The organism is Nocardia sp. JW2 (genome assembly GCF_051843015.1).
Classification (GTDB): domain Bacteria; phylum Actinomycetota; class Actinomycetes; order Mycobacteriales; family Mycobacteriaceae; genus Nocardia; species Nocardia coubleae.
Genome location: NZ_JBPXLK010000025.1, coordinates 53,569 through 75,394, shown reverse-complemented (window position 1 = coordinate 75,394; position 21,826 = coordinate 53,569). Strand labels below are relative to the sequence as shown.

General features: G+C 68.6%; 21 protein-coding genes, 1 tRNA gene and 1 pseudogene. 11 read left to right on the top strand and 12 right to left on the bottom strand.

Annotation, left to right across the window (positions count from 1 at the left end):
- Positions 1-21: 21 nt before the first annotated feature.
- From ACSVDM_RS26200 to ACSVDM_RS26185, 4 genes are all read right to left on the bottom strand, one after another.
- A complete protein-coding gene (locus ACSVDM_RS26200; protein ID WP_439268488.1) occupies positions 22-1,167 on the bottom strand; it encodes an acyl-CoA dehydrogenase family protein in 1,146 nt (381 codons plus the stop codon).
- Between the two features lie 105 nt (positions 1,168-1,272).
- Positions 1,273-1,345 (bottom strand) — tRNA-Glu (locus tag ACSVDM_RS26195).
- Positions 1,346-1,466: 121 nt separating this feature from the next.
- Complete coding sequence (locus tag ACSVDM_RS26190; protein WP_439268487.1) at positions 1,467-1,826, bottom strand: cupin domain-containing protein; 360 nt, start codon at positions 1,824-1,826, stop codon at positions 1,467-1,469.
- An 8-nt stretch (positions 1,827-1,834) separates the two neighbouring features.
- Positions 1,835-2,401, bottom strand: coding sequence for a TetR/AcrR family transcriptional regulator (locus ACSVDM_RS26185; RefSeq protein WP_439268486.1), 567 nt, complete (start codon positions 2,399-2,401; stop codon positions 1,835-1,837).
- Between the two features lie 149 nt (positions 2,402-2,550).
- On the opposite strand from ACSVDM_RS26185, the gene ACSVDM_RS26180 reads away from it, so the two are divergent.
- Positions 2,551-3,504 carry a DNA polymerase domain-containing protein gene (locus tag ACSVDM_RS26180; RefSeq protein WP_439268491.1) on the top strand — a complete coding sequence of 318 codons (954 nt, stop codon included), beginning with the start codon at positions 2,551-2,553 and terminating at the stop codon, positions 3,502-3,504.
- Between the two features lie 3 nt (positions 3,505-3,507).
- Here the strand turns inward: ACSVDM_RS26180 and ACSVDM_RS26175 are convergent, their stop codons facing one another.
- A complete protein-coding gene (locus tag ACSVDM_RS26175) occupies positions 3,508-4,002 on the bottom strand; it encodes a DM13 domain-containing protein (protein WP_439268485.1) in 495 nt (164 codons plus the stop codon).
- 55 nt (positions 4,003-4,057) lie between these two features.
- Positions 4,058-4,618: a GlcG/HbpS family heme-binding protein gene (locus ACSVDM_RS26170; protein WP_067637102.1), complete on the bottom strand. Its 561-nt coding sequence runs from the start codon at positions 4,616-4,618 to the stop codon at positions 4,058-4,060.
- Between the two features lie 198 nt (positions 4,619-4,816).
- Here ACSVDM_RS26170 and ACSVDM_RS26165 point away from each other — a divergent pair, with 198 nt between their 5' ends.
- The 3 genes and pseudogenes from ACSVDM_RS26165 to ACSVDM_RS26155 form a co-directional block, all read left to right on the top strand.
- Positions 4,817-5,998, top strand: coding sequence for a sensor histidine kinase (locus ACSVDM_RS26165; protein ID WP_439268484.1), 1,182 nt, complete (start codon positions 4,817-4,819; stop codon positions 5,996-5,998).
- Positions 5,999-6,009: 11 nt separating this feature from the next.
- Positions 6,010-6,642, top strand: a complete 633-nt coding sequence (locus tag ACSVDM_RS26160) for a response regulator (RefSeq protein ID WP_067637097.1) — start codon at positions 6,010-6,012, stop codon at positions 6,640-6,642.
- A gap of 377 nt (positions 6,643-7,019) precedes the next feature.
- Positions 7,020-7,346: pseudogene (locus ACSVDM_RS26155) on the top strand (transglycosylase family protein); the annotation flags it as partial.
- Between the two features lie 88 nt (positions 7,347-7,434).
- On the opposite strand, the gene ACSVDM_RS26150 reads toward ACSVDM_RS26155, so the two are convergent.
- Positions 7,435-8,652, bottom strand: coding sequence for a PucR family transcriptional regulator (locus ACSVDM_RS26150; protein WP_439268483.1), 1,218 nt, complete (start codon positions 8,650-8,652; stop codon positions 7,435-7,437).
- Positions 8,653-8,845: 193 nt separating this feature from the next.
- Here ACSVDM_RS26150 and ACSVDM_RS26145 point away from each other — a divergent pair, with 193 nt between their 5' ends.
- Positions 8,846-9,991, top strand: coding sequence for an esterase/lipase family protein (locus tag ACSVDM_RS26145; RefSeq protein ID WP_439268482.1), 1,146 nt, complete (start codon positions 8,846-8,848; stop codon positions 9,989-9,991).
- Positions 9,988-11,346, top strand: a complete 1,359-nt coding sequence (locus tag ACSVDM_RS26140) for a lipase family protein (protein ID WP_439268481.1) — start codon at positions 9,988-9,990, stop codon at positions 11,344-11,346. The genes ACSVDM_RS26145 and ACSVDM_RS26140 overlap by 4 nt, the downstream gene beginning before the upstream one ends.
- 461 nt (positions 11,347-11,807) lie before the next feature.
- Here ACSVDM_RS26140 and ACSVDM_RS26135 read toward each other — a convergent pair whose 3' ends face one another.
- Positions 11,808-12,761: a cation diffusion facilitator family transporter gene (locus ACSVDM_RS26135; RefSeq protein ID WP_439268480.1), complete on the bottom strand. Its 954-nt coding sequence runs from the start codon at positions 12,759-12,761 to the stop codon at positions 11,808-11,810.
- Positions 12,762-12,988: 227 nt separating this feature from the next.
- On the opposite strand from ACSVDM_RS26135, the gene ACSVDM_RS26130 reads away from it, so the two are divergent.
- From ACSVDM_RS26130 to ACSVDM_RS26120, 3 genes are all read left to right on the top strand, one after another.
- Entirely contained in the window at positions 12,989-13,525 is a 537-nt protein-coding gene (locus ACSVDM_RS26130) for a sigma-70 family RNA polymerase sigma factor (protein ID WP_067491868.1), read from the top strand.
- 167 nt (positions 13,526-13,692) lie between these two features.
- Complete coding sequence (locus tag ACSVDM_RS26125) at positions 13,693-15,450, top strand: N-acetylmuramoyl-L-alanine amidase (RefSeq protein ID WP_439268479.1); 1,758 nt, start codon at positions 13,693-13,695, stop codon at positions 15,448-15,450.
- A 152-nt stretch (positions 15,451-15,602) separates the two neighbouring features.
- The gene (locus ACSVDM_RS26120; RefSeq protein ID WP_439268490.1) at positions 15,603-16,640 is read left to right on the top strand and encodes a CobW family GTP-binding protein; all 1,038 of its coding nucleotides are present in this window, start codon (positions 15,603-15,605) and stop codon (positions 16,638-16,640) included.
- On the opposite strand, the gene ACSVDM_RS26115 is transcribed toward ACSVDM_RS26120, so the two are convergent.
- From ACSVDM_RS26115 to ACSVDM_RS26105, 3 genes are read right to left on the bottom strand one after another with little or no spacing between them, the layout of a single operon-like run.
- Complete coding sequence (locus tag ACSVDM_RS26115; RefSeq protein ID WP_067493072.1) at positions 16,637-17,068, bottom strand: molybdenum cofactor biosynthesis protein MoaE; 432 nt, start codon at positions 17,066-17,068, stop codon at positions 16,637-16,639. The two genes, ACSVDM_RS26120 and ACSVDM_RS26115, sit on opposite strands and share 4 nt — an antisense overlap.
- Entirely contained in the window at positions 17,061-18,203 is a 1,143-nt protein-coding gene (moaCB, locus tag ACSVDM_RS26110) for a bifunctional molybdenum cofactor biosynthesis protein MoaC/MoaB (RefSeq protein WP_439268478.1), read from the bottom strand. Before moaCB ends, ACSVDM_RS26115 begins: the two co-directional genes overlap by 8 nt.
- Positions 18,200-19,405: a molybdopterin molybdotransferase MoeA gene (locus ACSVDM_RS26105; RefSeq protein WP_439268477.1), complete on the bottom strand. Its 1,206-nt coding sequence runs from the start codon at positions 19,403-19,405 to the stop codon at positions 18,200-18,202. Before ACSVDM_RS26105 ends, moaCB begins: the two co-directional genes overlap by 4 nt.
- 129 nt (positions 19,406-19,534) lie before the next feature.
- Between ACSVDM_RS26105 and moaA the strand changes: the two genes are divergently transcribed.
- Both moaA and ACSVDM_RS26095 read left to right on the top strand, forming a co-directional pair.
- On the top strand, positions 19,535-20,593 hold the full coding sequence (gene moaA, locus ACSVDM_RS26100; protein ID WP_067493078.1) for a GTP 3',8-cyclase MoaA: 1,059 nt from the start codon (positions 19,535-19,537) through the stop codon (positions 20,591-20,593).
- Positions 20,586-20,828 (top strand): MoaD/ThiS family protein, encoded by a 243-nt coding sequence (locus ACSVDM_RS26095; protein WP_067493080.1) that lies wholly within the window; start codon positions 20,586-20,588, stop codon positions 20,826-20,828. The genes moaA and ACSVDM_RS26095 overlap by 8 nt, the downstream gene beginning before the upstream one ends.
- Before the next feature lie 61 nt (positions 20,829-20,889).
- On the opposite strand, the gene ACSVDM_RS26090 is transcribed toward ACSVDM_RS26095, so the two are convergent.
- Entirely contained in the window at positions 20,890-21,771 is an 882-nt protein-coding gene (locus ACSVDM_RS26090; RefSeq protein ID WP_439268476.1) for an alpha/beta fold hydrolase, read from the bottom strand.
- Between the last annotated feature and the right edge of the window lie 55 nt (positions 21,772-21,826).

Here is a 21,826-nt window from a genome sequence, read left to right as displayed (position 1 = left end):
CCCCGCCCCCGACGCTCTGCTTCACAGACCCAGATCGCGGCCGATCAGTTCCTTCATGATCTCGTTGGAACCCGCCCAGATCTTGGTGACCCTGGCGTCCATCCAGGCCCGCGCCACCCGGTATTCGCGCATGTAGCCGTAGCCGCCGTGCAGCTGCACGCAGGCGTCGAGCACGTCGTTCTGCACCTGCGCCGACCACCATTTGGCCTTGGCGGCGTCGACGGCCGACAGCTCGCCGGTGGTGTGCGCGGCGAGGCACTGGTCGATGAAGGCCTGCGTGACCTCCACCTTGGTGACCAGCTCGGCGAACAGGAATTTGTTGTACTGGAAGCTGCCGATCTGCTGCCCGAAAGCCTTGCGCTCCTTGGCGTATGCCAGCGTCTCGTCCAGGATCGCCGCCGCGTGGGCGATATTGGAGGCGGCGGCGCCGATGCGTTCCTGGGGCAGCATCTGCATCATCGTGATGAAGCCGCGGTCGAGTTCACCCAGGCGGTTGGCGTCGGGGACGCGCACGTTGTCGAAGAACAACTCGGCCGTGTCGGATTCGGGCTGGCCGACCTTGTCGAGTTTGCGGCCACGGGTGAAGCCGTCCATGCCGTTCTCCACGACGAACAGGGTGATGCCCTTGGCCTTCTTCTCCGGGCTGGTCCGGGCGGCCACGATCACCAGGTCGGCGTTGAAGCCGTTGGTGATGAAGGTCTTCGAGCCGTTGATGATCCAGTCGTCGCCGTCGCGCACGGCGGTGGTCTTCAGCGCGGCCAGGTCGGAGCCACCGGATGGTTCGGTCATGCCGATGGCCGTGATCAGCTCGCCCGTGCAGAACTTCGGCAGCCAGCGCCGCTTCTGCTCGTCGGTGGTCAGTTCGACCAGGTAGGGGGCGCACACGTCGAAGTGGATGCCGAACGACGACGAGAGGGCCGCACCGGCCTTGGCCAGTTCCTCGCCCAGCACCGCGTTGAACCGGTAGTCACCGGCGTCGCTGCCGCCGAATTCCTCCGGAACCCCGAGCCCGAGGTAGCCCAGTTCGCCTGCGGCCAACCAGGTTTCGCGATCGATCGCGCGCTGTTCGATGAACTTCTCGGCCTTGGGTTCGATCGACCGCTTGACGAATTCGGCTACCGAGGCACGGAAGGCCTCATGGTCCTCGGTGTAGAGGGTGCGCTTCATTCCTACAGTGTACGAATGGCGCGTGGGCCGATGTCAACGCGAACGAGAAGCCTTGTCTCCGGACACGAAAAAGCTCCCCGGTCGGTGGACCGGGGAGCTCATCTGTAGCCCCGACGGGATTCGAACCCGCGCTACCGCCTTGAGAGGGCGGCGTCCTAGGCCGCTAGACGACGGGGCCAGAACAGCAATTCACCAGCGTGAACCGCGCGGAACATACCTTAGCCGACGACCGGGCGATCGACCAAAACGGGCGGCAGAAGGCCCGCTCGCCGCCGTGGAGCCTCTCGTTGCGTTCGCGGTCAGCCCGGGAACTCGAGCTCGGCTTCCTGGTCGGCCTCGAGCAGGAAATAGCCGAGGAAGGTGACACCGTCGTGGCGGGCGTCGAAGCGGGCGATGCGCACGTGCGCGGGTTCGTAGAACACGTCGCCGGGGCGCAGGATCGTGGGTTCCTTTCCTTCGACTTGGTATACGGCGGAGCCGGATTCGATGCTGCCGAAGACCGGTCCGTTGTGCACGTGGAGGCCGCCGGCGAAGTCGGGGGCGAGGGTGATGCGCCTGATCTCGACGCGGTGCACGGCTTGCGGTGATGGCAGCACCTGGTCGAAAAGGGTCGTGCGGACGACCGAGGCGCTGCTGGTTTCAGGGGTCGGGGCAGGCATGACGGGGGTTACTCCGTTCCGATCGAGCTGTGCGTGAGCAGGCCGAGGATTCCGGTGATCGCGTCGTCGAACCGTTGTGGATCGTCGGCCGCGCGGGCAAGGACGTAGGCACCCTGCAAGACGGCGACGATCGTCTGGGCTGTCGTGTGCGGGTCGAGCGCGAGTTCGCCTCGGTCCTGTCCTTCTTCGAGCACCTGCGCGAGCCGGGTTCGTAGCCAGCCGAAAGTCTCTTCCACCGGTTCGCGCAGCGCGGCGGTCGACATGACGTCGGGATCCTGGGTGAGTCGCCCGATCGGGCATCCCCGCAACACGTCACGTTCACGGCGCAGGAACGCCTCGATCCGCGCGAGAGCCGTGCCGTCGGCGGACAGCTGGGCGTCGGCGGCGGCCCGTAACTCCTCGGCGCTGCGGCGGATGGCGGCCAGCGCCAGATCCTCCTTGCCCGCGAAATGGTGGTACATGCTGCCCTGTCCCGCCCCGGCCCGCTGCTGGATCGCCTTCGGGCTGGTCCCGACGTACCCGCGCTCCCACAACAGCGACCGAGTGCTCTCGATCAGGCTCTCTCTGGTGCTCACCCGGCCACTGTACATACCAATAGGTACAGACAGTGCATCAACTCATGCCGCGGAAGGGAGTGTTCTTGTCGATGCACGGCTCCGGCTCCCGAGAGTCGGTGGCGCAGGTGGTGGTTGACCTGGTCGGTGGTGGGGTGGAGGGTGGAGCGATGGCCGGTAAAGAGGTGTGGGGCGGGGTCGAGATGTCGAATCTCGATCAGCCGCTGTTCGACGGTGCCGAGGCGACCAAGCGGGATCTGGTCGGGTACCTGGAGGTGGTGGGGGAGCGGCTGGTGAAGGTGCTGCGGGGGCGGCCCCTGTCGGTGGTGCGGGTGCGGCCGGGGCAGGAACCGTTCATGCAGAAGAACCTGCCCAAGTACACGCCGGAGTGGGTGGGGCGCACGACGGTGTGGGCGGAGAGTTCGCGGCGGGAGATCACCTATGCGCTGTGTGACGACCTGCGGACGCTGCTGTGGTTCGGGAATCAGCGTGCGGTCGAGTACCACGCGACCTTGTTCCTGGCCGAATCAACGCCCGCGCCAACGCATCTCGTGCTGGATCTCGACCCGTCCCCGGGGCAGACGTTCGCCGACGCGGTGGCAGGCGCCCGGCTGATCCGGGAGGCGCTGGCGGCCGACGGACTGGCGGGGGCGGTGAAGACGAGCGGGTCCAAGGGGCTGCATGTCTTCGTACCGGTCGTCGACGGCATCGACGTGGAGGACGCGGCCGCGGCGACCCGGGCGGTGGCCGCGCGGGCCGAACGCATCGATCCTGCCGTCGGGACAACGGCTTTCATCCGTGAGGACCGCCACGGGAAGGTGTTCCTCGATGCCACGCGCTCGGGCGGCGCCACCGTCGCGGCGGCCTACAGCCCGCGCATCCGTCCGGGCGTCACCGTGTCGTTTCCACTGCACTGGTCGGACCTCGACGATGTGACGCCAGCGGACTTCACCCTGCGGACCGTGCCCGGCCTGATCGGCGACTCCGATCCTTGGTCATCGGAAATGCCTGAACCGCAGCAACTTCCGGAGGACCTGATCGCCGAAGGACACACCATCCCGGTCGCCAGGGTCCAGGCGATGCACGAGGGCAAACGACGCGCCCGCGCTCGTCGCGCGGAATGAGAATCAGACCGGAGTGAGCGTCGCCGCGCCGAAGGAGACGTGGAACCGCTCGCACCAGATGCTCACCGAACGCACCGAGGACAGATCGGTTCCGGCGGGCACCTCGTAGTTCTGGTTGCCCTCGTTGCCCTTCAACGCGCCGAGATCGATATGGGTGCCGTCGTCGAAGTTGTGCCAGTCGTCGGGGATCACCGGCTGATCGGTGAGCCATACCCGCAGGGCGGGGCCGTCGGAGGTGCGCAGGTCGGTGATCCGCACGACCAGTGTGCCGTCGGCGGCCCGCTGTACCGCGACGGTGCCCGAGGTGTCGTGCTCGTGGGAGAGGAACGTGCCCTGGGCGAGCAGCGGCGGCGGGGCGCCGTCGGCGGCGACCACCGGGGCCTCGTCGACCGTGACCGTGGTGAACAACCGCCACGGCTGGAACAGATACAGCCCCACCGCCACTGCCGCGACCAAGCCGATGGTGAGGACACTGAACAGAACCCGGCGAGCGGACATGATGCCTCCTTCGAGGTCCATCATTCTCCGTCCGCCCGCCGGGCGCAGCCTTCGATCAGTTACCGAGCGCGGCCACGCCTGCCTGCGCGAACTTCTCGTCGAGATCACCGCTCGGCGCGCCTGCCACGCCGATGCCCGCGATGGGCGCGCCCTTCGACTTCACCGGGGCGCCGCCACCGAGGAAGAGGGTGCCGTCGATGTCGGCCAGGTGGGGTGCGGACTCGAGCCGCTTGGTGAGCTCGCTGGTCGGGGCGTTCCACGAGACGGAGGTGAACGCCTTCTGCTGGGCGGCGTCGTAGGACTGCGGGCCCGCGCCATCGCCGCGCAGGGTGACGATCACATTGCCGTTGCGATCGACCACGGCCACGCTCACCCGCTGGTTCTCCTTGGCGGCCGCGTCGAGCGCGGTCTGGGCGGCCTTGGTCGCGGCGGCGACCGACAGGTGCGTGCTGGTGGCCAGATTGTTGTCGGCGGCCTCGACGACGACGGGGGTGCGGGTGGCCGGGTCGGGATCGGCGGCCTGCACGGTGACGACACCGACGACGCCCGCGCCCACCACAGCGGCGGTGGCACCGGCGACGATGAGACGGTTACGGGTGCTGAACTTGCTGGTCATTGCTGCTCCTGAGCATTTTCTCGGCCGTCGGATCTGTGGCGCGGCCTGGTGATATCCATCCTGTTCGCCCGGCGGCTCCCGCGAATCGACGGTGCGGCTGGAGTGCGCGGCCGGATCGGACGACACCCGGGTCAACCGATCGGATGACCCGTCGGCCCCCGGCGCCGGGGGAGAATGCCGAGGAGAGGAGGTGGCCGCATGGACCTCGGTGACCAGCGCGAGGACACCCGTCTGCTCGCGATCATCGTGCACAGCGCGTTCTACGTACTGCTCGCCGCGTCGCTGTTGCGCTGGCTGATCCGGCACAGCGAGACCCGTTCGACACCGCTCATCGTCGTCCTCGCGGTGGCGCTCGCGGTTCTCTACGGGCTCAGCGAGTTGCGGGCGTCGCATCGGCTCGTGTGGTTCGCGGGGTTGGTGCTCACCTGGTCGGTGCTGGTGGTGCTCGCGCCGAGTTTCGCCTGGTGCGCGGTGCCGTTGGTGTACACGGGCCTGCGCATCCTCTCCGAACGCACCGCGGTGACGCTGGTTGCCGTGCTGACCGCGCTGGTGGTGGCCAGTCAGGTGCGCATCGCGGGCTGGCTCGATCCGAACCTGGTGCTCGCGCCACCCGCGGTGGCGGCCGTGACCACCGCGTTGTTCGTCGGTATGCGCAGGCAGGCGACCCGGCAGGCGGCGCTCATCGACGATCTCGTGCGAACCCGTCAGGAGTTGGCCGACACCGAACGACGCGAAGGCACCCTGGCCGAACGCGAACGGCTCGCCATGGAGATCCACGACACCCTCGCCCAGGGCCTGTCCAGCCAGCGCATGCTGTTGCAGGCCGCCGACCTGGTCTGGGATACCGACCCGGAGCTGGCCCGCACGCATCTGCGCTCGGCCGCCGAGATCGCCGAACGCGACCTCACCGAAGCGCGCCGCTTCGTCCACGATCTCGCCCCCGCCGACCTCGCCGCGGGCGGGTCGCTGGCCGCCGCCCTGACGGCGCTCGCCGACCGCGAGTCCACCGACACGCTGACGGTGCGATGCCATATCGAAGGTGCGCCGGTGCCGCTGCCGCAGCGCGTGGAAGCCACGCTGCTCCGCATCGCCCAGGGCGCACTGGCCAATGTGCGCGAACACGCGCGAGCGAGCACGGCGACACTCACGCTGACCAGCCTCGACGACCAGATCGTTCTCGATGTGGCCGACAACGGATGCGGCTTCGATCCCGGTGACGTCGGCGATCCGGCCGAGCATCGGGGTCACGGTCTGCCTGCGATCCGGGCGCGCGTGCGTCAGCTGGGCGGTACCTGCGCGATCGAATCGGCGCCGGGGGAGGGGACGGTGCTGTCGGTGTCGATCCCGTTGGCCCCGGTCGTACCGGGCGATGCCCGCTAGCATCGGCCGTTATGACCACCACCGTGCGCCTGCTGATCTGTGACGATCACGCGGTGGTGCGCGCGGGCCTGCACGCCCTGCTGTCGAGCGCTCCCGGGATCGAGGTGATCGGGGAGGCCGCCGACGGCCCGGCGGCCGTGGCGCTGGCCGGGCGTCTGCACCCGGATGTGGTGCTGATGGATCTGCAGCTCGGCGGCGAGATGGACGGGGTGGCCGCGACCAGGCTCATCACCGCCCAACCGGCGCCGACACCGCACGTTCTCGTGCTGACCACCTACGACACCGATGCCGACATCACCCGCGCGATCGAGGCGGGCGCCACCGGATACCTGCTGAAGGCCGAACGCCCCGAGGAACTGTTCGCCGCCATCCACGCGGCCGCGAGCGGGCAGACCGCGTTGTCGGCGCCGGTCGCGGCCAAGGTCATGGCCAAGATGCGCAACCCCGGGCCAACCCTCACCGCTCGCGAGCGCGACATCCTCGGCAAGCTGGCCGAAGGCCTCGGAAACCGGGAGATCGCTCGCGCGCTGCACATCAGCGAGGCGACGGTGAAAACGCATCTCGGGCGCATCTACGACAAGCTCGGCGTCGATACGCGCGCCGCCGCGGTGGCCGTGGCATCGGAGAAGCGGCTCCTCGCCTGAGGAGCCGAGGCCACTACTCATACAAAGGGTTGCCCGAATTGCGCGGAAGAAACGTGAGCGGGCCCACTAATTTCCTGTGAGGCCGGTCACAAATAGCCGCCTGAAACACAGTTCTGTGATTACGGATTTATCACGAACGACCAGCGGTGAACAGCGTACGTTTGGACAAACTTTGCTACATAAGCGTCCGTGATCGGTGCGTGATCTTCCGTTGCGAAACGGCTACATTCGATCACGGCTTGAACAACAACCCGAGCCGAATCGAATCGCAGAACGCCGCAAAGCCTGCCCCGCGATTCGAGGATCCCCGACATACCTGTGGGGCAGGGACGCGGTAGTTCGAATACCGAGTCGGTGGGCGCAGGCAGGAAATGCTTATGTCTTTCAATCGCAAGTTCACCACCCGTGCCCTCGGTTTCGCCGCTGTCGCCGGTGCCATGATCGCCGTTCCGGCCGGTCTGACCACTGCCACCGCTTCGGCGAACAACTGGGACGCCGTGGCGCAGTGCGAGAGCAGCGGTAACTGGGGTATCAACACCGGTAACGGCTACTACGGCGGTCTGCAGTTCTCGCAGAGCACCTGGGAGGCCTACGGCGGCACCGGCACGGCCGACAACGCCAGCCGTGAAGAGCAGATCCGCGTCGCCGAGAACGTGCTCGCGGCCCAGGGCCCCGGCGCCTGGCCGACCTGCAGCGCCTACCTGTAAGGTACGCCGCGCAATAAAGACTTTCCTTGTCGGGAAACGGAATACCCGCTATTCGAAGCACACGTCGAATAGCGGGTTTTTTCGTTTATGCGGAATCCAGCCGATATACCGTGAGCGCGGCCGCGAGCATTCGTGAATCCTTGGGATCGGCCGGGTCGAGGCCGGTCAGGTCGGCAATGCGGCGCAACCGGTAGGTGAAGGTATTGGGGTGGACGTGAATCCGTCGCGCGGCGGTCTTCCGGTCGGCGCCGTACTGCAGATGCGCTTCGAGCGCCTCGACGAGATGCGGGCTCGACAGCAGCGGAATCACGCGTTGCGCCAACCGCTCTCGCGCCGGGCCCGGCCGGGTGAGCTGATACTCGAGCAGCAGATCGTCCAGGCGGTAGCACCCGCCGGGTTTACCCCGGAGCCGAGCCAGCTCGGTCAGTTCGCTCGCGTCTTTGGCGGCGGTGGGAATGTCGTCGCGGGCCACCTCCGAGAATTCCGCGAGAAACACCGGAACCCCGAATTGTTCGGCCAGTCGCGTGGCGAGCTGGTCGAAACGCGCGGCATCGAGGACATCGGCCTCGGAGCGGCTCAGCAGGGCGATGCCGCTGGTGCCGTCGAAGGTGGCGGGGGTGGTCGTTCCGGTCAGCGCGTCGAGGGCGCGCTGCAATACCCGGATGCGGCGGCGCGTCAGCAGGTTGGCCGCGCTGCCGGTGCGCGGCTGCTCGTCGAGGTGGATCGCGAGCACCGTGTACTGCTCGGCCAGCATCGTGTCGGCCCGCGCCGCGAGTTCCTCGGCCGGTAGCCCGCGCACCAGCGCCGAGCACAATTCGCGCCGTGCCTCACGTTCGGCGTGGTAGATCGACTGCTCCACCTCGGTGTAGGTCTCGACCACGGTCATATTGATGTGGCGGAGCAGATCGAGCAGCCGGCTGAACACGTGGATGAACTCGAACATCTCGCTGGGCTCGGCCTCCGCGGAGGCCGCCGCGAGCAGTGACTGCGCCGATGCGTGAATGGCATCGATGAGCAGCGGCAGCGGCAACCGGTCCTCGGCATGCCGCTCGGCGACCGGGGCCACGAACATCGCCACCTCCGACTTGGTGAACTCCCGGTTCGAGGCGATCGCGTCGAGCACCGCCCGGCCGCAGGCATAGATGGTCGGCAGCACCTCGGCGGTGAAGTGGCCGGCGGGCAGTTCGGCGGGGGCTTTGGCGGCGAGTCCTTCGGCGAGCATCCGCTCGGCGATCTGGGGCCAGCGACTCAGCAGACGAGTCGTCAGATCGGGTGAGGTGGACGTGGCTTGTTCGGCGAGCATGCCTGGAATTGTGTCCCAAGACAGGGCGAAAGTGGGCGCTCCAGTCGGCTACGACGAGAACTTGGTTCACGAGACAAGAACGGTCGCGTTTTCTGGGCGCACGGTGCAGTGACACCCTGTGGCGCCGGTCATAGATTCGCAGAACGCGCATCGGGCCACCTGCCCGACGACGCTGTTCTACGGAAGTGAAACCTTGATTGCAACGACGCATCCTCTTCGCCGAACCCTGTCCGCGTTCGGCATCGCCGCCGCGCTCCTCGCGCTCGGCACCCAATCGGCCGCCGCGACTCCCACGCTCGAACCGACCGTCGCCTCGCTGGCCGAATACCTGACCGCCACCGCGCCGACCACCCCCGACGGCCGCCCCACCGCCATCGCCGACACCGGCAGCTCCTCGGGCAGCGGGTCGGGTTCGTCGAGCCGTGCCTCCGACACCATCGGTGAGGGCCCCTCGATGTCGGCTTACCTGCCCGCCTTCGCCTACGGCCTGCTGCACCCGGACGCCGCGCCGCCCAAGGCCAACCGCTGGGACTGCGAACCCACCGCGGCCCATCCGCGACCGGTGGTCCTGCTGCACGGCACCTGGCTCAACGCCTACGACACCTTCTCCTATCTGTCACCGCGGCTGGCCGACGCCGGGCACTGCGTGTTCACCCTGAACTTCGGCAAATCCACCCTGCTGGAGGCCGGTGGGCTCGGCGCGATCCTGCCCGGCCGCAACGGGGTGGGCCCGATGGTCGAATCCTCAGGCCAGGTGGCCGCGTTCATCGAGCGGGTGCTGGCCGCGACCGGCGCCGAACAGGTCGATATCGTCGGCCACTCCCAGGGCGCGACCATCGCCAACCACTACCTCAAGTTCGACGGGGGACAGGCCAAGGTCGCCACCCTCGTGAGCTTCGGCGGCACCCACCACGGCACCTCGCTGCTCGGCATCGCCACGCTCGGCCGCATGATCAACAACGCGGGCATCGACATCCTCGGCTTCTACCGCCCGATCATCGGCGCCGCCAATGTGGAACAGGCCATCGGCTCGCCGTTCTACACCACCCTCAACGCCGGCGGCGACACCGTGCCCGGCGTGCACTACACCGTGGTCGGCTCCCGCTACGACGAAGTGATGAACCCTCTCGACCTGGGCTTCCTGGTCGCCGGACCGGACGCGACCGTCGACAACATCACCTTGCAGGCCGGCTGCGAACAGGACGTCTCCGACCACCTGACGATGATGTACTCCCCGCGCGCGGCCTCCATCGCGCTGCGTGCCCTCGATCCGGCGCGCGGACCCGAACTGGCCTGCACGTTCAACCCGTGGTTCTTCGGCGGAGGCGGCAGCCTATGACCAGTCTGCTCGATCGGGCGGCCACCCTGCGCGGAGCACCGTCGCTACCGCCCGACGATCCCTTCTATATCGCCCCGCCCGATCTAGAGACGCTCGCGCCCGGCACGGTGGTGCGGTCGCGCTCGGTGGAGCTGGCCCTGTTCGGCATGGTGCCGCAGCGTATCGCCGCGTGGCAATTGCTCTATCGCACCTGCGATCTCGACGGCAATGCCGAGGTGACGGTGACGACGGTGCTGTTGCCCTGGGGTGCCGACCCGCGCGAGTCCCGTCCGCTCGTCTCGTTCCAGTGCGCGATCGATGCCGTTGCCCCGCAGTGCTTTCCGTCCTACGCCCTGCGCCGCGGCGCGCAGACCATCGGCTCGATCGCCCCGCTGGAACTGCCGATCATCGCGATGGCGCTGCGGCAGGGGTGGGCGGTCTCGGTCCCCGACCACGAGGGGCTCGACGGGCGGTTCGGCGCCGCGAGGGAACCCGGCTACCGGGCGCTCGACGGTATCCGTGCGGCACTGAGTTTCGGCGCGCTCGGGTTGTCGCCCTCGAATCAGGTTGCGCTGTGGGGCTATTCGGGCGGCGGGCTGGCGACGGCCTGGGCGGCCGAGCTGGCCGCCGAGTACGCCCCCGAGCTGGATATCGTCGGCGCCGCCGCCGGGTCGCCCGTGGGTGACCCGGCGGCGGCGTTCGTCCGGCTCAACGGTGGCTGGTTCGCCGGATTCCCCGCCGCCTTCGTCGCCGGTCTGCGCCGCGCCTACCCGGAGCTGGTCCCTGTGCTGGAAGACCACTTCGACACGCGGTTCCGCGCCCTGCTCGGCGAGGCCGAACAACGCAGTACCTTCGCGCTGTTGCTGCGGTTCGCCCGCCGCGATGTGGCCAGCCACCTGCGCGGCGGCATCGCCGAACTGCTCGCCGAACCGGTGCTGCGCCGCGTTCTCACCGACATCGAGCCCGGCGGCAAGGCCCCGGCCGCCCCGCTGCTCGTGGTGCAGGGCGTGCGCGACGAGGTGATCGCGGTCGCCGACATCGACGCGCATGTCCGACGCTACGAGCGGGCCGGGGCGACGGTGCGGTATCTGCGCATCCGCAACGGTTCCCACCTGCCGCTGGAGTTCCTCGTCGTCCCGGTCGTCATCGACTGGCTCGCCGACCGTTTCGCCGGCAGACAGGCCGAGACCGGGACGGAGACGGTGACCTCGGTGGCCCGTTCCGTGCGGGCGGTGCGCAAGCACCTGGAATTCCTGCAGGTCGTGCTGACCATGGTCGCCGGTCGGTCGATCGGTGTGGCCGATGCCCCGTCGGCGTCGGCCGCACAGTCCTCGCCGCTGGTGCCCGAAGAAAGAGAAGTATTACGTATCAGCTAATTCTCCGCACCTTTCCCGCGCGCGCCGAGTCCTAAACATAAAAGGCTAATAAATAACTCTCAGAAAGTTCTCATGCAATTTTAAGTAACACGCTGTCGCACCTATAACCGCAGGTGGTGATAGGTGAAACCGGGTTACTGTAACGGCTGTCACTAATCCGTAATTTGCGTAACTCGCGGCGTTCGGGGGTCGATATGCCATTCGTAAGCCAGCCTCGGCTGGAGCATGAGAAACAGAGGAGTATTTATGATCCCCGTTATCATCGACACCGGTAGCGCCGCCCTGAACGGTCTTTTCGACACCCTGGGTGCTGCTCTGCACGGTCTGGTCGACACCCTGTGGACCGGCTCCTTCGGCGGCTGATTCGTCAGCGCTTTCGGTCGTTAACGGCCGGGTCGGCGGGAACGTCGGCCACGAGAATGCCCCGCACCTTCCGGTGTGGGGCATTCTCGCGTTCGGGGTCAGTGCGTGTGCGGCGCTTCGGCCGCGTGGGTGTCGCCGCAGGCGCTGCTCTGCCGGTTGCCGATCGCGAGCACCTCCGGGGTGGCGTGGTCCACCTGCAGGGTGACGTGGCTGATGTGGTGATCGTGGTCGAGCATGTGCGCCACGTCTTCGCGCACCGCGTGGCAATCGCGGCCCGGCTGTACCAGGATGTGCGCCGACAGGGCAGGGGAGCCGGAGGTGATCTCCCAGATGTGCAGGTCGTGCACGCCGACCACGCCGTCGCGGGCGCGGATGTCGGTGTCGATCTGCGCGGGATCGAGGTAGTCGGGGGCGGCCTCGAGGAAGATGCGGCTCGACGCGCGGATCAGCCCCACACCCGCCTTGATCATCAGCGCGACCACGATCAGGGTGGCGACGATATCGGCGCGAGCCCAGCCCGTCAGGATGATGACCACACCCGCGACAGCGGTGGCGATGAACGCGAACAGGTCGTTGAGGATGTGCTGGTAGGCGCCCTCGATATTGAGGCTCGTCCGATCGGCGCGACTGATCATCCAGGTGGCGAGCACATTCACGGCCACGCCGACCAGCGCGGTGACGAGCACCAGGCCGCCGTGCACTTCCGGTGGCTCGAACAGCCTGCGGATCGCCTCGTAGCCGAGCCACAGTGCGAGCAGCAGCAGGGTGAGCCCATTGGCCTGGGCGGACAGGATCTCCACCCGCTTCCAGCCGAAGGTCATCCGTCCCTTCGGCGGGCGCGCGGCCAACCGGATCGCCCACAGCGCCAGCGCGATGGACGCGGCGTCGGTGGTCATATGCGCGGCGTCGGACAACAGTGCCAGCGAATCGGCGACGATACCGACGATGACCTCGCCGATCAGGAACGTGACGATCAGGGCCAGCGCGCCCGCCAGCCAGCGTTTGTCGCTGTCGGCCGACACCCCGTGGTCGTGCCCGTGTCCTGCGCCCATGCGATTTCCCCTCTCCGGTGAACCGAACGGCGCAATCATATGCACGAATCGCTATGTATGCAATTCCTTCGTGGCCCGGGAACGGAGCGAGCCCGGCAGCCCTGCTCCCCCCTCCTGGAGCAGGCCCGGCCGGGCTCGCAGGAACTACTTTCCGGCACGGCACCAGCAGGATCCTGAAGAGTCGCTTAAGGCGTTGTCATCGGGCGGTCCGGCCGCGATAACCCGGTATGGCGGACAACTTCTGTAACGCGCACTGCGCGCGACTGTGTACCAGGGACGGACTGGCCGACGTGCTGGCCACCGATCGCGGCCTGCTGCACTGGCGGGCCATGCGCAGCCTCGGCGATCGCGGGCTGGCCGAGCATGCCGTACAGGAGACCTTGCTGCGCGCGTGGCGCGCGTGCGCCGACTTCGACGCGCGCAAGGGCAGCGTGCGCACGTGGCTGCTGGCGATCGAACGCAATGTGGTCGTCGATATCGTGCGGGCTCGGGCCGTGCGCCCGATCGATGTGGGTTTCGACGACCTCGCCGAGTTGGTCCCCTGCGGCAGGCCGGATTTCGCCGACGGGCTCGTCGACGGTCTGCTCGTCGACGAACTGCTCGCCCGGTTGCCCGAACCTCAGCGCGCGGCGGTGGTCGAAGTGATTCTGCGTGATCGCGGATACCGGGAAGTGGCCGAGGATTTCGGTGTTCCCGTCGGCACGGTGAAGACTCGCGTGCACTACGCGCTGCGCTCGCTGCGTCAGTTGCCGGAGGTTGCCTGACGCGCCTGAGGAATAGCCCATCTGGGCACCTGACCAGCGATTATCGGCCTATTGCAGTTCGGTAACGGCGCTTGCCCTGTCGTTGTACACGTGGCAAGAGTTAACTACTGGGTTTGGTGTTACCAATGGGAAGGGAGGGGTGCTCCGTTCCGGAGCGCCGACCGAACATGAAACCAGACATCATCAAGGCCGGTCTCTGCTCCACAGTCTCCGCCGCGGTCGTGGTGTCGCTGTCCGGGCTGCTGCCCGTGACCGCCCACGCCGCCCCCGAACCAGCGCAGGGCGATCAGCTCGCCGGGAAGACGATCTTCCTCGACCCGGGTCATCAGGGTCCGGCCCATGCGGAAGATCTCACCCGCCAGGTCGACAACGGCCGAGGCGGAACCAAGGACTGCCAGACCACCGGCATGACGTCGCTGGGCGGCGTCCCCGAACACACCATCAACTGGGAAGTGGCCCAGCTGGTGAAGACCTCGCTGCAGGCGCTCGGCGCCGAAGTGGTGCTCAGCCGCGCCGACGACGCCGGATGGGGCGGCTGCGTGGACGAACGCGCCCGCGCCGCGAACGAATCCGGCGCCGAGGTGGCGGTGAGCATCCACGCCGACAGCGCACCCGCCGACCAGCGCGGCTTCCACCTCATCCTGCCGCAGCTCCCGGTGCCTGATCCGGCCGTCGAGCAGGCCCAATCGCGAGCCGGGCTCGCCGCGTCGAGCGCGGTGCGCGACGCCTATGTCGCGGCCGGGATACCGCCCGCGACCTATGGCGGTGCGAACAACGGGTTGCAGACCCGCGCCGACGTGGCCGGGCCCGCCCTGACCCGGGTACCGCTCGTTTTCGTGGAGATGGGCAACGGCGCCAATGCCGAGGACGCGGCGCTGCTCGAATCGCGCGAGGGACGGCTGCAGCACGCGGTGGCCATCACGACCGGATTGGTCGGTTATCTGCTGAACAAACCGATCGGGCCCGCGCCTGCCCTGGCATCGGCACCCAAGCCGATTCCGGGTCGCGCGCCGGTGGCGACCCCGGTCCCCACGCCCGGGCAGGAGCCGGAGCCGGGTGCGGCGACGGACTCGACGACCGAGAAGCCGGGTCAGTCCGATACGACTTCGCCGCGGCGGGGTGAGCCGTCTACCAGCAAGTCCGCGCCCGGCGCTGCGGGTGAGTCGGGTCAGGGATCGGTGCCGGAGTCCGACGGGACCGGGCAGGGATCGGCGCCCGAGTCCGGTGGAGTCGGCCAGGGGTCCGCGCCTGGTGCGGCGTCGGGACCCGAGTCCGGTGGAGTCGGCCAGGGGTCCGCGCCCGGTGCGGCGTCGGGACCTGAGTCGGGTGGAGTTGGTGAGGGTGCGGCGTCGGGACCCGAGTCCGGCGGTGTCGGCGAGGGGTCGGCACCTGAATCGGACGCGACCGGAGACGGTGCGGGGCCGGAATCCGGGGCGAACGGGCCGGGGTCCGCGCCCGAGTCGGGCCCGGCGGGCGTACCCGCCCAGGGGTCGCCGGAGAACGGCGCGGCCGGCGACGAATCCGGCCAGAACCCGGCGCCCGTGGAGGAACCGTCCAGCGATTCCACCACCCCGGCAGCGCCCGCCCCCGCGCGCGCACCGGCCCGGGCCCCGATCGCCGACCCGGCGCCGCTGCCGTACGCCCCCGCCCGCACCGCACCCGGTGCCAACGCCCGCCCGCCGGCCGCGCCGGCCCCCACCCCGAGGGAACGCGGCGGTGCCGCCCCGAAGGCCCAGCCCTACCAGGAGGAATCGGTTCCCGACATCACGTCGCTGAGCAGTTCCCTCGGCGGCCCAGTCCTCACGGTGATGAACATGCTGATGCCCATGGCTCAGTCCCTCGGCATGGACAACAGCGTCGTCACCGATCAGCTCATCAACCTGGCCTACACCCTCGCCGGCGTCGTCTTCGGCCCGACGAAGTAGACCACCGAACCCTTCGTTCGAGATCACCACGCTCTGCCGGCGGTCGGCTCTCGGTCGATGCCGCCACCAGAGCGTGGTGATCGCGCGTCCAGGGCCGGGGAGGGGCTCGGTGGATGGGCAGTGAGAGTGGGGCGCAGCGGCGAGATGGCACCATGGGTGCCGTGATTCCTGTGGTGATCGTTGCTGGGTTTTTGGGGTCGGGGAAGACGACTCTGCTGAACTATCTGTTGCGCAACAACCGGGGGACCCGGATCGGGGTGGTGGTCAACGACTTCGGGGCGGTGAACATCGACGCGATGCTGGTGGCGGGGCAGGTCGATGCCATGGTGTCGCTGGGGAACGGCTGCGTGTGCTGCGCGGTGGACGTGTCCGAGCTGGACGATCTGTTCGCCCAGCTGGCGCAGCCGCGCAGCGCGGTTGATGTGATCGTGGTCGAGGCCAGCGGGCTCGCCGAACCGCGCAATCTGATCCGGATGGTCGTGGCGAATCCGAATCCGCGCATCGGCTACGGCGGACTGGTCGAGGTGGTCGACGCCGAACAATTCGGTGAAACGAGCACCCGGCACCCGGAGTTGATCTCGCACCTGAAACTGGCCGACCTGGTGCTGGTGAACAAGGCCGACCGCGTCACCCCCGAGGCACTCACGGCCCTGCGTGCGCAGATCACCGAGTGGGTCGATCAGGTACCCGTCTACGCGACCACCCACGGCCGGGTCGACCCCGGCCTGCTGTTCGACGAGCGCACCCGCGAAGAGCCGAAGGTGGCGCAGCAGTTGAGCTTCGACGCCCTGCTCGACGACCACGACCACGACGATCCCGACCATCGCCACTTCCACGACGACTACGTCTCGGTGTCGTTCACCAGCGAGCGCCCACTGCATCCCCGTGCGCTGGTGGAGTTCCTGGAGAACCCGCCGCACGGCCTGTTCCGCGCCAAGGGATGCGTGGCCTTCGCCGTGGAGGGCGAGCGACGCAAGTTCGAGATGCACCTGGTCGGCCGCCACGTGACGTTCACCCCCGGCACCTGGGCGCGGGGTGAGCAGCGGGTGTCGAGCCTGGTACTCATCGGCGCGGGCCTCGACGCGGACGCGGCCCTGGAACGCTTGCGCGCCACCGTCTTCGAGGGCGACTCACCACTGGACGACCAAGCGATGCTCGGCATCTGGCGCTACACCCCGAGCATGGTCTAACCGCAGGCGTTGACCCATTCCGAGAGTCCGTCGGCGAACAGTTGCCGCTTCCAGATGGGCACTTCGTGTTTGATCCGGTCGACGAGCTCGTGGCATACGGTGAACGCCTCGGCCCGATGCGGTGCGGCGACGGCGACCACGATCGCCAGGCCACCGATGTCGAGCGCACCGACCCGATGGGCGGCGGCGACGGGAAGTCCACTGGCCGTGGCGACTTCGGCGCATACCGCGTGGAGGAACCGTTCGGCCTGCGGGTGCGCGGAGTACTCGAGCGAGGAAACCGCCTGGCCACCATCGTGATTGCGGACCTTGCCGGTGAACACCACCACGGCGCCGAATTCCGGTCCGTCCACGGCCTTTTCGACGGCGGCGGGATCGAGATCGCGGTCACTGATCGCGGCCAGCGCGACCGTGCCCTTGTCATTCATGATTGCCGCCTCCGGCTACTTGCGCGAGCAGATGATCCAGCAGCGGCTCCAGCACGGCGATGCCGTCCTTCACCCCGCCGGGCGAACCGGGCAGGTTCACCACAACGGTGCTCCCGGCCAGGCCCGCGACCCCGCGGCTCAGCGCCGCGAGCGGGAATTTCGCCGTCCCACGTTGCCGGATGGCGTCGGCCACCCCGGGTAGCTCCCGATCGAGCACGGCCCGGGTCGCTTCGGGGGTGGCGTCGGTCGGCGAGGCGCCGGTGCCGCCGGTCGTGACGACCAGCGACGGCGCCCCGGTCAGTGCGTCGGCCAAGCCTGCCGCGATGTCGGCGTCCGCGTAAACGAGTGGCCCGCGCACGGAAAACCCTTGTGCGGCAAGCCATTCGGTAAGCACCGGGCCGGTGGCGTCGACACGTGACCCGGCCGCCGCGCCAGTAGACGCGACCACGACAGCGGCACTACGAGACCCGGCGGGGGCGCTGTTCATGGCGTGCCGAGAATCAGCGACGGCTGAACGTGATTCGGCAGCATGCGGCGATTCCGAGACGCCGACCGCAGCATCAGCGGCAGGGGCGACGGAGCCAGCTGCCTGCGAGATGCCCACAGTGCCGCCCGATCCGGCGACGGCCGGAGCCTCCGCGGCCTCGGTCGACGCCGGCCGCGCCTCCGGTCGCACCCAATGTCCGTGCTTGCCACCCTCTTTGGTGACCAGCCGCACCCCGTTCAGCACCGCGGCCGGATCCACCGCCTTCACCATGTCGTGCAAGGTGAGTCCTGCCACGGCGACGGCGGTGAGCGCCTCCATCTCCACCCCGGTCGGCCCGGTGGTCTTGGCGCTCGCCTCGATGGTGATGGTCGTCTCGGTGAACCCGAACTCCACCTTCACCGACGACAGTGCCAGCTGGTGACACAGCGGGATCAGCTCGGAAGTCTTTTTGGCACCGGCGATTCCGGCGAGCCGGGCGGTGGACAGCACGTCGGCCTTGGGCATGCCGTCGGCACGGACCAGGCGCACGACTTCGGCCGTGGTCTGCAATTCGCCTGCGGCGACGGCGATCCGGGTGGTGTCGGGCTTGGCACTCACATCGACCATGCGGGCGCGACCTTCGCGGTCGACGTGCGACAACTCGCTCATAGCATCAAGATTCGCACAGTGGCACCGGCGGCGAGCGTGGTGACCTCGGCAGGGATGTCGACGAGCGCATCGGCCCACGCCATGCCCGCGATCAGATGAGAGCCGGGACCGGACACGACCTCCACACCGTCGTCTCTGGTCAGGCCGCGCAGGAACTGACGTTTGCCCGCGGGGGAGCGGACCGGGGTGAGCAGGGGCAGCTCGCGGCCGGCGGGCGCGGGCAGTCCGGCGAGCGCCCGGATCACCGGCCGCGCGAAGACCGTGTAGGAGACCATCGTGCTCACCGGATTGCCCGGGAAGCTCAGTACGGGCACACCGTCGACCACCGTGTACCCCTGCGGTCCACCCGGCTGCACCGCGACGGAACCGAACGTCCCGCCCAGCGGCGCCAGCACTTCTTTGACGACCTCGAAGTCGCCCTTGGACACCCCACCGGAGGTGAACACCACGTCGGCCTTCGCGACAGCCGACCGCAGCACCTGCGCGAAGACGGTCGCGTCGTCGGTGCTGTGGGCGATCTCGAGCACGTCGACGCCGTCGGCGCGCAGGGCGGCGGCGAGGCCGATCCCGTTCGAGTTGTAGATCTGGCCGGGAGCGAGCACCGAACCGGCCGGTCGCAGCTCGTCCCCGGTGGTCAGGCACACCGCACGCAGTCGCGACAGCACCGGCACACTCGGCAGTCCGACGGCGGCCAGCGCGGCGATATGACGCGGCGCGAGCACCGTGCGCGCCCGGGTGACCAGCTCACCCACCCGCACATCGGTACCGGCCTCGCGCACGAATTCCCCACGTGCCCGGCCGCGTTCGACGACGATGCGGTCGGCGCCCGCCTGCACGTCCTCCACCGGAACGACGCAGTCCGCGCCCGGCGGCAGCGGCGCACCCGTCATCACCTTCATCGCCGCGCCCTCGGGCAGCACCTCGGTGCCGGGCCTACCGGCGGCCACTACACCCGCGACCGGCAGCGTCACCGGCGTCACGGCGACATCGGTAGCCCGCACCGCGTACCCGTCCATCGCCGAATTGCGGAAGACCGGCAGATCGATCGGGGAGTTCACATCGGCGGCGAGCACGCGCCCGAGTGCGTCGGGGACCGGCACCTGTTCGGAGGCGCGGTCGGCGAGGTGAGCCAGCAGCGCGGCAACGGTGTCGCGGTACTCGTCCACGCTGCGCGCCGACGCGGTGGCGGGCCGGTGAGTCATGTGCCCAGCCTAATCGTCGTCGCGGTACCCGGTTCGATCGTGTTGCTCACTCTTTCCCGGCCCTAGCGGTGAGCAACGAATCGCCGCACCGGACCCGATGTGACGGCTCCGACGGGTCATACTGGAGGAATGACGCTGGTCGAGATGGGGATCCCCGCTGTGCGCTCGGAGCGGCCGTCTCTCGACGGCAGGCCCGAGACGCCGCTGCTGGTCGACCGATTCGGCCGCGTCGCCCGTGACCTGCGCGTCTCCATCACCGAGAAGTGTTCGCTGCGCTGCACGTACTGCATGCCCGAGGAGGGCCTGCCGCCGATCCCGCGCGAGGAACTGCTCACCGCCGACGAGATCGTGCGGCTGGTCTCCCTCGCCGTGAAGGAACTCGGGGTGCGCGAGGTGCGCTTCACGGGCGGCGAACCGCTGATGCGCCGTGAGCTCGAGCAGATCATCGCGGGCTGCCACGCCGCCGTTCCCGACACGCCGCTGGCGATGACCACCAACGGTGTCGGCCTCGAACATCGGGTGCGCGCCCTCGCCGCTGCAGGCCTGACCAGGGTGAACGTCTCCCTCGACACCGTCGACCGGCTCGACTTCGCCCGCCTGACCCGCCGCGACCGCCTCGAATCGGTCCTCAACGGCATCCGCGCCGCCCGCGACGCGGGCCTCGCACCGGTGAAGGTGAACGCCGTGCTCATGCGCGACAACCTCGCCGGTGCCGCCGACCTGCTGGCCTGGTGCCTGGCCGAGGAATGTGAACTGCGCTTCATCGAGGAAATGCCGCTCGACGCCGACCACGAGTGGGCGCGCGAACAGATGGTGACCGCTGCCGACCTGCTGGACGTCCTCGGCACCCGCTTCACCCTCACGCCCGCCGGCCGCGCCGACCCCTCGGCGCCCGCGGAGAAGTGGCTGGTCGACGGCGGCCCCGCGACCGTCGGCATCATCGCGACGGTGACCCGCAAGTTCTGCGACGCCTGCGACCGCACCCGGCTCACCGCCGACGGCATGCTGCGCTCGTGCCTGTTCAGCGACCAGGAGTTCGACGTGCGCACCGCCCTGCGGGCCGGCGCCGACGACGCGGAGGTCGCCGAGCTGTGGCGCGGCGCGATGTGGCAGAAGTGGGCAGGGCACGGCATCGACGCCGCAGGTTTCGTCCCCCCGGAACGCACGATGGGAGCCATCGGTGGTTGAGGTCCGCTATTTCGCCGCCATCGCCGACGCGGTCGGCAAGAACACCGAAACACTCGACCTCCCCGACGGCGCCACCGTCGCCGACCTACGCACCACCCTCGCCACCACCTACGGTGCCGAGGTGGACACCCTGGTCCGGGTCTGCGCCTTCCTGATCGGCGACGAACTCACCCGCGACCCCGCGGCCATGCTCCGCGACCGAGTGGATGTTCTCCCTCCTTTCGCCGGCGGCTGAACCCGGTCCAGCCATAGATTCGGCCCACCGCCTGGCAGATCGCCGCGAGGGACGACCGGTCTCAGCGATCGCGCCGGCCGGTGTCCCGGACGTGGTCGGCGAAATCCGCGATGCGCGGAGCGATTTCCGGCAGATGGGTCTCCAGGGCGAAATGGCCGGTGTCGAACAGGTGCAGTTCGGCCTGCGGCACGTCTGCGAGGTAGGCGTGGGCGCCGGGCTCGGGGAAGAACGGGTCGTGCCGACCCCAGAGGATCAGGGTGGGTGGTGTGTGCGTCCGCAGCCAGAGCTGCCAGGCGTCATAGCGCTCGAGGTTGCTGTGGTAGTCGAAGGCCAGCGTGAGCTGCGCCTGCTTCCGTCCGGGCGCGTCGAGGAAGTGCTGGTCCAGGGTCCAGGCGGCGGGGTCGAGCACCTGCGGGTCGGAGACACCGGTTTCGTACTGACCTCGGGTGCCGTCCAAGGTCAGCAGCTCGCCGATCATGTCGCGTGATCCGGGGGTTTCCGGGGTCAGCGCGATGAAATCGCGGGCGCCGTCGGACAGGCCATCGGTGTAGGCGTTGGCGTTCTGCACGATCAGTCCGGCGATCCACTCCGGATGACGCTCGGCGATCCGGAAGCCCACCGGCCCACCGAAATCGAAGACGTACATGATGAAGCGGTGCAGGCCGAGGGCCTCGAGGAAGCCTTCGGTGATATCGGCCAGACGATCGAACGAATAGGCGAAATCCTCGGGAGCGGAGGTGTGTCCGAAGCCGGGGTAGTCCGGGGCGATGAGGTGGTACCGGCCGCCGAGGGCATCCATCAACCGGCGGAACTGGTGCGAGGCCGAGGGGAAGCCGTGCAGCAGTACCAGCGTCGGCGCGTCGCTCGGGCCGGTCTCACGGTAGAAGACGCGCACGCCGTCGACCTCGACGAATCGATGTGCGATCACAGGAATCTCGATCACCGTAAACCCTTTCACGGGAATAGAACTCATACGTCTGAACTCGGAGGTGCTGTTC